8 protein-coding genes are annotated in these 15001 nt (G+C 36.4%); all 8 read left to right on the forward strand.

Going from position 1 to position 15001, the window contains the following annotated elements; translation table 11 throughout:
- Positions 1-24: 24 nt before the first annotated feature.
- On the forward strand, positions 25-2364 hold the full coding sequence (locus E7274_RS04930; protein WP_304174196.1) for an ATP-binding protein: 2340 nt from the start codon (positions 25-27) through the stop codon (positions 2362-2364).
- A gap of 14 nt (positions 2365-2378) precedes the next feature.
- Positions 2379-8621: an AarF/UbiB family protein gene (locus E7274_RS04935; RefSeq protein ID WP_304174198.1), complete on the forward strand. Its 6243-nt coding sequence runs from the start codon at positions 2379-2381 to the stop codon at positions 8619-8621.
- 32 nt (positions 8622-8653) lie between these two features.
- On the forward strand, positions 8654-9631 hold the full coding sequence (locus E7274_RS04940; protein ID WP_304174200.1) for a GNAT family N-acetyltransferase: 978 nt from the start codon (positions 8654-8656) through the stop codon (positions 9629-9631).
- Positions 9632-9646: 15 nt separating this feature from the next.
- On the forward strand, positions 9647-10321 hold the full coding sequence (locus E7274_RS04945) for a sensor histidine kinase (RefSeq protein WP_304174202.1): 675 nt from the start codon (positions 9647-9649) through the stop codon (positions 10319-10321).
- Positions 10322-10339: 18 nt separating this feature from the next.
- Positions 10340-11626: a hypothetical protein gene (locus E7274_RS04950; protein ID WP_304174204.1), complete on the forward strand. Its 1287-nt coding sequence runs from the start codon at positions 10340-10342 to the stop codon at positions 11624-11626.
- 17 nt (positions 11627-11643) lie between these two features.
- Positions 11644-12054 (forward strand): hypothetical protein, encoded by a 411-nt coding sequence (locus tag E7274_RS04955; protein ID WP_304174206.1) that lies wholly within the window; start codon positions 11644-11646, stop codon positions 12052-12054.
- A 2-nt stretch (positions 12055-12056) separates the two neighbouring features.
- Positions 12057-13049, forward strand: a complete 993-nt coding sequence (locus E7274_RS04960) for a hypothetical protein (protein WP_304174208.1) — start codon at positions 12057-12059, stop codon at positions 13047-13049.
- Between the two features lie 155 nt (positions 13050-13204).
- A complete protein-coding gene (locus tag E7274_RS04965) occupies positions 13205-14998 on the forward strand; it encodes a hypothetical protein (RefSeq protein WP_304174210.1) in 1794 nt (597 codons plus the stop codon).
- The last annotated feature ends 3 nt before the right edge of the window (positions 14999-15001 follow it).

A 15001-nucleotide genomic window follows, 5' to 3' on the forward strand; every position in this document is an offset into this window, starting at 1 on the left:
GTTTTTTAGAAAAATGGTGGGGTTATGGGAAATATATTCAACTTAGATGATAGAGACAAGCCTTTTGAAAGCTATGATGAGTTTATGCGATATCTTTTTTCTTGTGTAGATATACGTATAAAAGAGCAAATTAAGGCAATGGAGAGTGATTATGAGTCTGATAGAGGAGGGTACAGAAACGTTTTATACCCTGACTTAGAGACTGCAGAAATCAAAAATAATAAAAGGTTTGATGCTTTTTTTAAAACCAATATGGCCAAAGAAGACACTGATGAGGACTCGCAAGTGGAAGAAGAAGGTGATGACTTCGAGGATGATATGCCTTCTGATTTATTAGATATTTTGAACGCTTTCAGTGCGCCCGAGGATGACGAGGAAGAAGATACTGAAGAAAGTAGCGGAATTCCTTCGGATATGAATATAGGAGATATGATTTCCTATGTAATGGACAGAGGCAGATTAACAAGGGAACAGGGAATGATTCTGCCATTTTTAAATATCACTGAGAAATTAAATTATACAAATTTTGCTGTGTTCTGTTTTACAGCAGGCATTCTGTCATCACTTCAGACAGATTATGCAACAATTTTCCAAGTTATTAATCAAAATAGTGGCTTGCCAGTCCCAACAATTGAGTCGGCAGCAAAAATATATTATGGCAGCGATTATCAGGTTGCCAAGTTTTACGATGACATGAGTCATTGCTTAGAGCAATTGCAACCAATCATGTCTTTAAATGTAAATCCAGCTATGCCATTTTCTACAACAGTGAGTCCTGATAAGAGGCTTATAGACTTCTTGTTTGGAAGTGAAGATGACAAACTTGATGCGGATTATAGCAGATTCTTCAAGATGCTTACTAAAAAGGGAGAAGAGCTTGACCCTATTATGGCAAACGAAGGTATTTTGGATGCCATGGAAATATCCTTTAATGAGGGTGTCAGAATCTTCCATTACTATGGTGACGAAGGTAGTGGCAGGCGATTCTTTGTAAAGAAATTCTGCGAGAAAAATGGTCTTAAGGCTATAACCATTAATTGCAAAAAGCTGTTTAGCTATGACTTTAAATATGTAGACCATGCTCTGTGGGCTGTCACAAGAGAATGTATTTTGACAGGAGCGTGTTGTTGTCTTACAGAGCTTACATATAGGGATGAGGAAAAAGAAAAATTCTTTGGTTACATGGATTTAGCTCTTGGCAAATTGTTAGAGAAAGATATTCTTTCATTTGCCATGAGTAAAGAAAAACTTCCGATGAAGGAAATTACGAGGGAGGAATTTACAGAGCTTGAGCTTCCAACTCCTACCACAGCAGAACGAGAGGAATGCTGGAAGTTTTTTGCCAAGGATTACACTTTAGGCAGTGACGTAGAACTTCCCGAAATGGCTATAAAATTTCTGTTTACTGCAGGAAAAATCAAGGATGCCCTAAAGAATGCTAGGTCTCTTGCAACTATGGACAAAAACATTGATATACCAAGAAAGACATTGTTTAGAGGTTGCTACAACCAGATGAGCTCAGAGCTTACTCAAAAAGCAACAAAAGTAAAGGCAAACTTTGGATTTGAGGATATCGTAATGAATCCAACCCAGAGGGAAACCTTACAGCACGCTATAGACCAAATGAACTTTAGAAAACAAATATACGATGATTGGAATTATACAAAGAAGTATCCATATGGTCGTGGTCTTTCAGTGCTTTTGTTTGGTGCTCCTGGTACAGGTAAATCCATGTGTGCTCAGGTTATTGCCCATGAGCTTAATCTGGAGCTTTACAGAGTAGATTTGTCAAAGGTTATTGATAAATACGTAGGTGAAACAGAAAAATCTATTTCAATGATTTTCCGTGAAGCAAAGAAATGTAATGTGGTACTTTTCTTTGATGAGTGCGATACCCTGTTTGCAAAACGAAGTGATGATGGCGGTTCGAATCAGTCATCAAATAATAACAAAACAGCGCTATTGTTACAGGAAGTTGAAGCCTATGATGGTGTTTCAGTACTTGCTACAAACTACAAGCACAACATTGATCCAGCCTTCTTTAGACGTATGAAATACATCGTAGAGTTCCAGTTTCCAGATGTGGATACAAGAGAAATGCTGTGGAGAACTACTATACCGAAAACTACTCCACTTGCAAAGGATGTGGATATTAGATTCTTGGCAGAAAAGTACGAACTTGTTGGTGGTAATATCAAAAACTGTATTCTTAATGCAGCCTTTCTTGCAGCAGCAGATCCAAATGCTGGTGGAGAGGTACACATGCAACATTATTTAAATGCAGTTAAATATGAATTTGTTAAGGTAGGAAAAGTATTTACAAAGGCAGATTTTGAACCATATTCAGATTTGGTTGGTCTATAAATGGAGGGTTAAATATGTCAGATATTATGGGTGAGGTTCAACAGAACATAAATGCAAATGAAATAAACGCTAATCAACAGGTAGAGGAACAGAAATTTCATCAAACAAATACTGAAATAGATTATGCTTCTGTGCAGTTAGAGGAAAATCTGCCAGTTAATGTTGCTGTTAACAAAAATGGTAGTTTGTTAATTATGAGCGACTCTGAATTGAAAAAACAGATGTTAAAAACTCAGTTTCGTGAAGCAAGCATTTTGAGAAAAAAGCCTGATATTGCCTTTGATGATAATGCATTTCACTCCATAAAAGCCACTAAAAGAGATATGGCTCGTATTGACCATCTGTTGAAAAAGGGAAACATAAAGGTCGATAAGGATTACTTTAAACTCCAGGCAATGCAGGAGCGCAACCAAGCGCATGTGTTCTTGAATGATGAAAAGTTTTCTGGCGATAGTAAGCTGATGGAAGCAGTTAAAAACAGTGTGTTAAATATCGAAAATGCTTTTGCAACAATGAGAGGCGCAGGAGAAGGCCATGATGGTGCATTAAATAATAGGCAGATTAAGCAGATGCAAAAGTACTATGTAGATGCCATAGAGGCTTGCCATAATTATTGCAAGAACAGAAATCCTTGGTTTGAAGCAGGAAAAAGGCGTCTTGCTGCAGTAAAGGATATACTTGCAAATCTGGAAAAGGAAGCTGCCGAAATTGAAGTTGGAAAGCAGCTTTTATGGTCTGGCGTTTTTTCGGGAGATGAAGCATGCGATTTTTCAACACTTATATATAATGCCAGATTCCAAATGCAAATGGGTCTGCAAAAAAACAGACAGGAGATTTTTAAGTCTAAGAAAGCTAAGCAAGATAAGAAGACAGAAAAGACTAAAAACGACCAAGTGGCTTTATCAAAAGAGTTAAAGCCATTTATTGACATGCTTAACACAGAAAAAAATCCATCTGAACTAATAAAGAAAGCCACTGATAAATCTATGGCAGATTTGAAAGCACTGGTGTCAGCTTTACGAGAGATACCAGCAGGTAGATATTTTGCCAAAGATATGTATATTGGTGGTACAAATATCATGCTTATTTCTACAGATGACAGTGAGCTCTCTGTAAGAATAGGTGATAGCGAGATAAAGCTTCTAGGCACAGCAGATGAAATAGTTGGGTATTTGGAAGATGATATGGTTAAGCATAGTGATGTATTTGGGCAAGACTGTGTAAATGACGCCATTTTTCACTATAGAAATAAGGATTTTAAAAACCTTAAAGAGATTGTCAGTGGTGATGTAATTAATGCACGTCAGTTAATGACATATATCATCTTGAAGTCTGAAAAAATTAAGCCAGAGCTTCTTTATAATGTGCCAACCTATGAGTTGGTTGATTTGGCTGACAAAATCAATAAAAAAGAAATTGAGTCTTCTAAGGTATTAGAAAGAATTAATTTTTATCAGGGTGGAGACAACAATGAAGTTGCTTTGACAGCAGAGGATAAGGAAATTACGAGAATACTTGCTAATGAGGACAAGGATATTAAGGCCGCAAAGGTGGCTGGAGTAATAAATAATAAGTCTAACGTTGATCTGATACTTAGCATAAAAGAGAAGGAAGAGGAAGCAAAGGAGGCAGAAGAGGCAAAATTACTAGAAGAGCGTGAAAAGGAATTAATGGATAAATATGCATCCATGAGTCCGGAAGAGCAGCCTATGTGGTACAAGACCTATCAAGAGGGGGTTAAGACTAACGATCAGTTTAAGATAACTTTGGCCAAAGGCATGCGATTGTTTGCCGGAGATAAAGTTTCAGTGACTAATGAAGAGGTAGAGAATCGATACAATCAGACAATTGCTGATTCAATGACGGATATTATTACAGAGTTTGTATCTGATTTTATGTTTTCAGCAAACAATTGGGATGAAAATGGTAAGGTAGTTGATCCTGTCGATAGAATTAGACAGGTGTTTGTTAAACATGCTTATACTATTGTTTATTTGATGGATAATCCAAGTATCTTGTTAACTGTGTTTGATAATTTAGCTATTAGTTCAATGTTGTCTGATGAAGATAGCAAAAATATGAAAGAAACATTCAATACATTTATTAATGATACATTAGGAACTGTTCGTACTATTGTGGGAGTTGCAAATTGGTTTTTGAGCTATGAGGTCAAGGCAAATTTAATCATAAAGGGTATAAATAGTGGTCTTTTAGACAAAACTATCAAGGAAAAGGATGAAGAATTATCAGAATTAATACAGAAGAACTTTACAAAAATATCCGACAAGATGATTGTTGAACAGACTGAGAGTCTGTTTGGAAAAGCTGAAAAATCTCATATGGATATGTCCCGCACTGCAGAACAAAATGCTCATGCCACAGAAAATATCAATTCTTTAATGGCTAAAAGTAAAGCCAGAGCAGAGGAGTTATTTAAGGATAAAAATCTTCATGTTTCAAGGGCGCTAAGTGGAGACATAGATTTGGTTGAACGATATATGACTCTTAAAGAATTGTTAAAACTGGCTTCTGATGCTAAAGCAAAAGCAGAAGGGGGTAATGATGAAGATGAAGTCGAGAGACTTAACTTGATGCTAGAATCGATTAATGAAATGATATCGTCTACTGACCGGGCAATTGAGGAAACCCCAGTGCTATTTGAGGAGGATATGAATAAGGATGCCAGTTGCCGTACTGCGACTGACACAGGAAAATTTAGAAGATTATATGAAAATGATAAGCTCATTGTAGTGGGCAGTAAACTTAATATATTCAAATTCTATTTTAATAAGCTTATTTCTCTAATGAAAAATGAGGAAAAACTAGATGAAAAAACAAAGAAAATAGAAATTGATAACACTGTCGACAAGATGATAGAAGAGGCCGGAAAATTTATATCGGAAAACACATCTGCATTATGGCAGGGCTTTAAAAGTAAAGATTATTATAATAAATCAAGGACTATAGAAGACCTTGTATCTACTTTCAATGAAAAGATGAACGAGCTTGTCCTATATAATCAGGCATATGAAAACTATGAAAAGCTTATTGAATATGGTCATGGTCAGATGAGCTTGACAAAACAGGAAATGGAGGAGGTTGAGATTGAAGAAAGTACAAAGCAAATCGTAGTACCAGAAAGAACAGAAGAACAGAAAAACTGGACCGACGAAGAAATGCTGAAATTTGCAAAGAAACAGTCGTTGGATGAAGCAATAAAAACAAAAAAAGATAAAAAAGCAGATGAATACAGAAAGAAGCTGTTTGAATGCTACACTGTTAATACGTTTGCAAGTATGATGAGCAATTCATATAATCCAATTATTAATATAGCTATTAAATTTCAAGGTGTTAAGGATGTGGCAGATCTTAAATTAGAAAGCTGGTTTACTGACGAGAATAATTATGGACCAGAATTTAAGGCAGCAATAGAAAAGCTAATAAAAACAGACTGGAAGACACCGGAATTTAAGTTTGCTCAAGCTGAAGTGCTAAGACTGTATACAATCATAGCAAAAAATAGAATGGAAATAGCAAAAAATGCTATAGGTGGTGCAGAAGAAAAGAAGGGAGCTAGAAAGCTAACACAAGCCGAAGAAGACATTGTATTAGAGGCAACTCAGAAGAAGGATTTAATGAGTGGCGATGGTGTTGGAGCATTTTATAAAAATATATTTGAAAATTATTTTTCAAGAATTTCCAACATGGATAAGCGCGCCATGCTTGCTTCTTTAGTTAAAACTAAAAAGACACATAAGCTTAAAATTGATGGCACAGTAGATAAAAATGCTGATAGAGGAGCAGTGCTTGGGGGTATTTTCAAGGGATGTGGTCCGCTTTTGCAAAAGATTTTACAAGCACTTCCAGCAAATACTACACCTGAATTGAAGCAGGCTCTTTCGGATGTAAAGTCAAAACTGGCGCCTCTTCCAGATGATTATGTAGAGGCTCAATTAGCAGCCCTGGTAGATAATTCTAATGGAAAGGTAACGAAGATTGTAAAAGTCAAATCTTTGGGAGCAGCATCTGTAGGTCAGGCATTTTTCTGTAAGGCATACGGCCCAGGCCTTGGCGATGATGGAAAAACTGTTGTTGTAAAGATACTTCGTCCTGATATTCAAAACAAGATGAAGCGTGAAGAGCAAATCATGCTTGATGCGGCACAGGCTACCAATGATGGTATGGTTGCTACATATCAAGGACAGATGGAGAGCATTAGAAGAGAGATGGACCTTAGAATTGAGGCTGAGAATATTGAAAAAGGTCAGGTATATAGTAAAGGCTCAGTATTAGAGAAGAAGGTAGAAGAATTTGATGATGTTAAGTCAGTAAAAATCGATAAGCTTTTCAAATCAACACAAAATGCTTTGGTGCTTGAACTTGCAGATGGGAACACTGTTGAAGACTATGTAAATACCACAGAAGAATTTAGAACAGAACTTGGAACAAAGAACTTCCTTGTTAAAAGAGATGCTAGTGGCAAGTTGGTGGCTAGAGTTGATTACAAAGAAAATCCAGCAGATTTGGCGGATATAGAAAAAATCAATCAGCTACATGGACAGGCTGTTGATAAGCTTGCAGAAATGAGAAAGCGCCAGGAGCATCTGGTTAAAGTGGCAGACAAGTGGATTTACGAAGCTTTATTTGGCAGTGGATATTATCACGGGGATTTGCATGCTGGCAATATAATGGTATCAGAGAATGAGGCAACAGTCATAGACTTTGGTAATGCTACTCAGTTAACCAAGGAGGAACAGTCTCAGATATTAAAATTTATGGCTGCAGGTACAATGAATGATGCTGCAAATATGGAAGATGCTTTTGTAAGTCTTCTGTCAGCAGAAGGAAAGGCAAAGCTAGCTGAATCAAGAGAAGATTTAAGTAAAATGATTAAAAAAGTGGCTGAAATGGGCTCGATGGATTCAGCTATGTCTCGTATAGCTATAGTAATGACAAAAGCTCAGAAACTGGGTTTTGAAGTTCCAGCATCAATATTCAACTTTGTTCAGTGCATGCTTCGATTAAAGAATACTGTGGATGAAATGAATAAAGCAGTTAATCAGATGGACGACGATGTTGATAGTATTACTAGTATTAGAAAGACAATCAAGATAAAGAGTGATATCAATCCAATTAATCCAGATCAGAAGACTCTGTTTTCCGATAAAGAAGGGCTTAAGCTTAATTCTGATTACAGAGATGAAACAAGGATGCTCAGCCAAAGCTATGGCGTAGTGGATGAGAAAGAGTTTATGAAAGCTTTGCGAGATACAAATCATAGACAGGATTTCTTGGACACCTATATGCTTGGCATAAACGAGGATGTGGATTATCTAAAGGGCATAGCAAATAAGATTCAAAGCCCAACAAGTGGCGTAGCTGGAAAGATCAGAACTAAAAAAGGAAGAGACAAAGTTGACGCTAAGAACACTTCTCACAGAATTAAGCTTGCAAATTATATGCCATCCTTATTCAGCCGTGCTAAGCTTTTCTTGACAAATGAGGAATTAGAGAGAAAAAAGGGTCTTTGGGAGGAATTAAAGGGACTTGAAAATGATAAATTTATTACACGTAAGGCTGAATTTATATCACTTATTGATTCGCTAGTAAATAAAGATGAATTGGAGGCTCCTCTTAAGAAACTGTTTGAAGACCAGGATAACAAGAAGCTGTCTAAGGCTCAAAAAGAAAAGAAAGAAAAGGAATTTTTCAATCTCTACAAGAGTACAATTCAATCTAGAGCTAATGAAAAGTATGACACTTTAAAGGAATTGTCTGAGCAGCTGGATAAGACAGAAGAGAAGGATATTAAGAGTATAGATGAGGCTATGACGCCATTGTTCAAAGAAAAAGGTGGTAAGGACTTGGAGGCTGCATACAATGCCTATAGAGCTGCTCAGTCTAAGAATGAGGGTGTTGCCGAGGCTAAACAAAAACTTACAGACATCTTCTGTCAAATCAGTAGTAGAAAGGTAAAAACTGTTTTGAGTAGATGGGTTAAAGGTGAAAAGGTATCTTTATCTTATAAAGGTCAGGATGGTATAGAAGATTCCATTGATAAGGTATTATCTGCAAGAAAGTGGGATATACCAAAGAATATTGGTTATTTCAGAACCATAAAGTATGGAGCCCAATTTGGATATAGAATCTTGTTTGGTGAAGATGACCCTATTGGTAAAATCAAAGCAGATGATGAGATGGTTAAATATAGTGGCACTGCTGATCAGTTTAAAGAGCAAAATGATGACGAGGAGTAGAATAAGGCAGGCTAATTGGGAGGAGGAATAACATGGATATTATTCGTCTGGATAAGGAACAAATAAAATACTTTGCCGATATGGATCCATTTTCATTTGGGGACAAGCTGGATTTAAATGGTTACTTTGCGGTAGGAGCTTTGGCTCACAACAAAGCGAAAAATGTGGATATTCCTATGGGGCTAATGATATGTTCGTTGATAGAGCAAGGTCTTGTGGTGGAATGGATATGTATAGGTGAAAAGTTTAGGGGCTATGGTATTGGCGAAAAGCTCTTGATAACTGCATTTGATTTGGCCGCAGAGATAGGCTGTGGTAAGGTATTTGCTTATATTAATGAGTATAGTGAGGAATTTGCTCAGTCACAATTAATGTATTTACAAGACAGGTTATTTAAAGAGGAATATCCAGTACTTGGTGAATGGAATAACGCAATTGGTGAAATGGCTGCAGATAAAGCTGCATTGAAGGGTGATAATTTCAACATAGTAGCTTTTAATGCATTTCCAGAGGCAGGCAGGAAAAAGGCTTTTGTAGATTTTGCAAAATTAGATAATACCGTGTTTAATTATCCTTTTGAATTAGAGGATGAAGGCTACGATATTAAAAAAAGCTTTTTGCTACTGGACAATGACAAAATATGTGGAGGACTATTTACTAAAAAACTAGGTAAGACGGTTTATGTGACTGCGATTTCAATTAATAGTGTGGCTGCAGGAGAGGCATTATTTGCAAAGCTTCTTGATGCTTTAGCAACGGATTCAGATGCTGAAAGCGAAATAAGCCTATTGGTTCGACAAAAACCAAAAACCTATGATTGGTATGAAGAACCAGAGGATTTGGTTAACTACGAATTAATAGAAAACCTGGCTAATAAAGTGTTTAAGGAAAAGCATTTTGGTGGCAGATATTTGGCCGCAAGCATATACGCTTATATTGAGCAGGTGGGAGAAACAGTGGAGCTAGAAGGTTGGGACGATTTAGCTTACGAGGCTTTAGAGGAAGCATAAAGGGGAATAATCAGAATGGATGACGTTAAATGGATGCGAAGCCTACTTTCTCATAATGTTCGAATGCCTCTGTCTATCATTCAGGGGTATGGTGAACTTTTGGAGGAAGGAAAACTAGATGAGGATAAACAAAAGGAAGTAATAACAAAAATTTGTGGTAATATTCGCTATCTTTCAAACATTTTAAAACTTGTAATTGATAATGAAACCACATCTGTAGAATACAAATATGAAATCATAGATATTTTAGATGTAGTTAGAGAAGTCAGCAGTTACATGAAGGATTTTACCAGCAAAAGAGGAATTCGGGTAAGTGTCATAAGTCAAAGTGAGCAGGTAATGATAAGGGCTGATAGATGGCAGTTTATCCGACTGTTTTACAACCTTTTTGAAAATTCTCTAAAGTATATGGGCAAAAGCGGAGACATTAGCGTTATGGTTAGCGAGGCTGGTAATGATGGTGTTCTCATTGTTTATAAAGATACAGGAAATGGAATGCCTGCAGCTGAGGTAGAGCATGTATTTGAAAAGGGCTACCGAAGTATCACACATACAGGGGAAAATGGCCAAGGTATGGGAATGTATTTTGTTTATAAAATAATCGAGGATCACGGTGGAACTATCAATGTTTTGTCTGATGTTGGAAAGGGATTTTCGGTGAGAATTTTACTACCAGTATCTAGGGCTTAAAGCTTAAGGAGGTTTACTATGGGCGATTTGTTTCAATTAGAAGAGAAGGAACAAAGTGAAATTCAAGTTAATCAGGAAGAGCAAATCCAACAAAATCAACAGCTGCAAGAAGGCAATATCGTTGAAGAAAAACAGGAGCAGGAGACTGATGTATTAAATCAGGGCTTCATAATGGACACTCCAAAGCTAAAGCTTAAGAAAGGGAAGAATCCCAAAACGAAGTCTAAAAAAAAGGAAGAAAAGAAAAAAGCAGAAGAAAAGTACTTGGATGCTATAAAATTTGACAAAACATATGCTGAAGCAAGAGGTGATGATAGCAATGATATGGCAGCTATTAGAAGTGCCATGAGTGACTATTTTAATATCGAGAAAACATATGAGAAAGATGTAAAGTCAGAAGATAGTGATGTTAGAGATAATGCGTACGAGATGCTGGCTGAAAAGCTAAGGGATGTTGAAGCGAAGTGTAATAAATATCTTCGATTTAAGATTTGCTTTTCAAAGGCAGCTAGGGAAAGAACTGCTCAGGTAAGACAACTAAGAGAAGAGGTTCAATCTAGAATTGCCAAGTATAATGTTGCGCCTCCACAGCCAGTAGTAAAGGAAGAGAGTAAAGCAAAAAAAGGATTTAGACGTCTTGGGGATGGCATTAAAAGATTTTTCACGGAAAGAGTACCAGATGGCTTTAAAGGAGCTGGTAGAAGTATAAAACGCTCCTTTAATGATACATTTAAAACACGTACAGCAGGGCAGTTCTTTAAGGATGCGGCTAGAGATTATATTTGGGGTGGCATTTTTAGAAATTCTTTTAATATTTTAGCTTCACTTGTATTCATTCCAATTTGGCTGGGGAATGAAGTTGTAAAAGGAGTTGGACAAACAATAACAAAATTAAGTGGAGGAAAATATTTAGCGGATAAAACGTATCCAAAGATTGGAATTCCAGTACCTCATTTACCTTCCACATGGACTAGGCATCACGAAGCTATGGCAGCTGAAAAAGAGAGACAGAAAAAATTAAAAGAACAGGGAAAAAACACAGATGGTGCTTCAAATAATTCAGTATATATATCTGATGAGGCAGTTGAATCTGCAATGAAATTTAATATTGGATTCAAATTATTCGGACCAGCAGCATTTGGAGGCAAATTAAACAAAAAAGGAACTGCTTTAGCCAAAACTGGTGTAGGTTACACTAATAAGCAGACGAGGGATGCAATTATTGAGCGTGCAAATAAAGAATATCAATCCGCAGAAAAGTGGCGTGAAGATAATGTAGATGATGAAGAAGATGATGATGAATAGAAAGTAGGGGCAAATCAATGGCAAAAAAAAATGAGGTTGTGGCTAGTCCGGAAAATCCTACAATAGAGCTTAAAGGTGAGATATCTGATATAAGTGATGCATTGCAGCAAGTGGTAGAATCCAAAGAGTTTAAAGAGAAATATTCAGAGTTTGAAGACGTTGATTTATCAATGTTTTCTTACTATGAAGATGACATCCTTAGAAATGTTGATGTACTCACAAGGAAAATTCAAACTTGGGATAGTGAAACAGTAAAGAGCGTTCCGTCAGAAGAACTGGAACAAACTTTTTTGTGTCTGTACGATAATATTTACATACTGATTCAAAATGTTAATCCACTTTGGCAGGTAGGAATGGAAAGAATTAAGCTATTAAAGGATTATCAGGACTTGTATGTGGAAATGTTAAAAGTAAGAGGAGAACTCTAATTATGATTACACAAATAACAAAGGATAATGTTTCTTTATTTGAACATTTAATACCGGATGATTTGATAGAAGATATGATGATTAGAAGGGATACCTTTGGCCTGGGTTGCTTGCGTAGGGATTTAGATGGATATTTCGATGGATTTGGCGCCTTAGTTTTTGTGAAAGAATGCGATGAAAAAGAAAACATTGATAATATTCGAATCAAATGGTTATATGTGGATTCTAATAGGCGCGATGATGGCATAGGCTGCGAGCTTATTACAGATTTATTCTGGGAGTTTGGTAATACAGAGGTGCCAACTATGACTATTGATATACCAGCCATTGAAGACTATGAAGAACTGGGCAATTTTTTAACCGATTGGCATTTTCAATTTGCTCCCATATATAGTTTAGAATTTGAATCAGAGCTTTCAGCATTAAAGGATAATAAATATTTTAGTGGTATAAAAAAGAATACTGCAATAAAGGGAGCAACCTCGTTAGCTGAAGTGGATGAAAAAACACTTAAAGTCTTTTTGCGAGAGCTACGCAAAAAGTACATAAAAACAGGAAAGCATATAGACTATATGCTTACCGATTACAAAATGGATTATTTTGATTCTAATCTTTCTAGTGTTGTAATTAAGAATGGGGTTATAGAAGGAGCGTTGTTGGTACATACTCGTCCAAGTGGGCGCTTGGAAATAGTTGTATTTGATACATTACAGGATAATAAACAGGCATATCTTGCCTGCCTGATGAGCAAATCATATCAGGCAGCGCTAAACTCTAGCATAAAAAATGGCCGTGTATATCATGAAACCTACAATGAAAAAGGTATGGATCTTATTGATAGTATCTTTGGAGCACATGAAACTCCGTTAGTATTTCGTGGAATAATAGAAAACACTGGGATAGCTATTTCTACAGAACAATGGGAAGATATGAAGGAAGAATATTGGAATGAGCATCCGGATTTGTATGCTGTTTTAAAAGATATGAATAATTAGAAAAGTAAAGGAAAAGGCGCTGTGTCCTATTGGGGCACAGCGCCTTTTTGTGAACAAATTGTTAAGTGAATTTTTAATAAACCTTTAAAATTGTCACGCAAAACATATGCTAAGATATTAATATCAGTAAACTATCGTAAAAAGAGGGACTATATATGAGAAATAATCAGTTGTTACCTTTTGAAAGAAACCGTTATTACACGGGAAAAATGTTAACCAGCGTAGATTTCGAAGCAGAGCAAACCTACATGAATAACAAGAGACGTTTCTTAAATAGCATGATGTATGGCTCTGGCGTAGTCTGCGGTCTTAACGTGGTAAGCTTGGACGATTTATCACTTTTGGTTGAAAGTGGTGTAGCTATTGATGGCACTGGTCGTGAAATTGTTGTTGAGTCATCAGTTGTAAAAAAACTTTCAGCTATTGAGGACTTCGACAAGCTCACATCAGATGAAGCTCTTCTTTGCATTCGTTATAAGGAAGAGCCAGTTCATGCTGTGTATTCTTTGAATCAGTCGGCAGGGGACCAGTCCTACGAATACAACAGAGTGCATGAAAGCTACGAGTTGTTCTTAAAGGATATCTCGGAAGAATTTGATTTTCTTGAAATGGAAGATGAGTTTTACCGCATTACAAAGGTCTTTGAAAATGAAGATATTGATGTGGAAATATCTCTTCCAGCAGAAAACTGCGCGGGAACTTTATCTAGGGTTAGATTCTCATTTACTGGAAAGGCAGAAAAACCAGTGCCAGTTTCATTCCAGGGAATTTTACAGATGCCCGTATTCACCACAAACGATGGCGCTCATGAAATGGAAATCAACATTCCAGAAATGAAGATTGCCAAAGGTCAGGTTATCAATAAAGATTTTTGGATTAAGGCAGAAAACAATTCTATAGATAGTACTGAACTTATTTTAAAGGAAGGCTTAATAGTAATATATGGCGAACGTAAGAAGGTTAATGTAAAGGGGACAATTGATGTAGCCATATTAAAGGAAAGTCCAGAAAAACTAGCTGCCAGAAATGCCGGGAAGCTTAGCCTAGAAATGAGAACTGTACAGGCTCAGGGTAATGATGTGGTCTTAGCAAAGATTAAGTTAGTTAAGACAGACATGGCATACATTATTGATCAGATAATAGAGGCTGAGGTAAAGAAATATATTACTATTCCTCAAAATGAAGTAATTACAAGAGAATATATTAGTAATTTTTCTAAAGAGGATGTTGTAGTTCAAGATAATTATCCAAATGATACAGGAAAAGTTATTAAATATGAGCATATGGGCAATTCCAAATCTCCACAAATTGCAACTGGAATAGTTGAAATTCCACTTGGCGATGACAATGGAAAAGGAACAACTCATTTTTCAGGAGAAATTCTACATGGACTTGGGAAAGGTAATGTGTATGTAGATGTTGGATTTGAAGTCTATGATTCAAATGAAGCACTTCCTGGAGATAGTAGAAATACAATCTATGGAGCAGCAAACATATTTAGAGACAAAGAAAATGCTCTTCCAAACGTAGATGTTGCTGTAAAGGTTCTAAATGATAAGGGAAGCTTTATAGTGGGAGTTAACTTACTTGATAATGTAGATCAATTGATTCTTTCATTTAGATGGACAGCAATCAAATTTCCTACAGAAGATGACTTTGGACTTGAACATGAAATTGACAATATTTCTATCGCAGCAACAACGCCTACAGTTGTACTTGGTTACAAAGACAATTACTTCTTCGATGTTGAATTTAACGGCATAGAAAAGAGTGGATTGACATACGAACTTACAGAGCCTAACAGCGGCGAGATTTCAGCAGAAGGTGTATATACAGCTCCTAACAAGGAAGGAGTATTTGAGATCAGAATTTCACTTACAGATATACCAGTTGTATGTACATATGCATATGCGATAGTGAAAAAGGATGTAAATGAGAAGCAGGAGTAAAAC

The organism is Pseudobutyrivibrio ruminis (assembly GCF_015057245.1).
Taxonomy (GTDB): domain Bacteria; phylum Bacillota; class Clostridia; order Lachnospirales; family Lachnospiraceae; genus Pseudobutyrivibrio; species Pseudobutyrivibrio ruminis_E.

Coding starts and splice junctions, on each gene's coding strand:
- E7274_RS04955 (WP_304174206.1), top strand. CDS start 11,644: ATGGCAAAAAAAAATGAGGTTGTGGCTAGTCCGGAAAATCCTACAATA.
- E7274_RS04965 (WP_304174210.1), top strand. CDS start 13,205: ATGAGAAATAATCAGTTGTTACCTTTTGAAAGAAACCGTTATTACACG.
- E7274_RS04935 (WP_304174198.1), top strand. CDS start 2,379: ATGTCAGATATTATGGGTGAGGTTCAACAGAACATAAATGCAAATGAA.
- E7274_RS04960 (WP_304174208.1), top strand. CDS start 12,057: ATGATTACACAAATAACAAAGGATAATGTTTCTTTATTTGAACATTTA.
- E7274_RS04950 (WP_304174204.1), top strand. CDS start 10,340: ATGGGCGATTTGTTTCAATTAGAAGAGAAGGAACAAAGTGAAATTCAA.
- E7274_RS04940 (WP_304174200.1), top strand. CDS start 8,654: ATGGATATTATTCGTCTGGATAAGGAACAAATAAAATACTTTGCCGAT.
- E7274_RS04930 (WP_304174196.1), top strand. CDS start 25: ATGGGAAATATATTCAACTTAGATGATAGAGACAAGCCTTTTGAAAGC.
- E7274_RS04945 (WP_304174202.1), top strand. CDS start 9,647: ATGGATGACGTTAAATGGATGCGAAGCCTACTTTCTCATAATGTTCGA.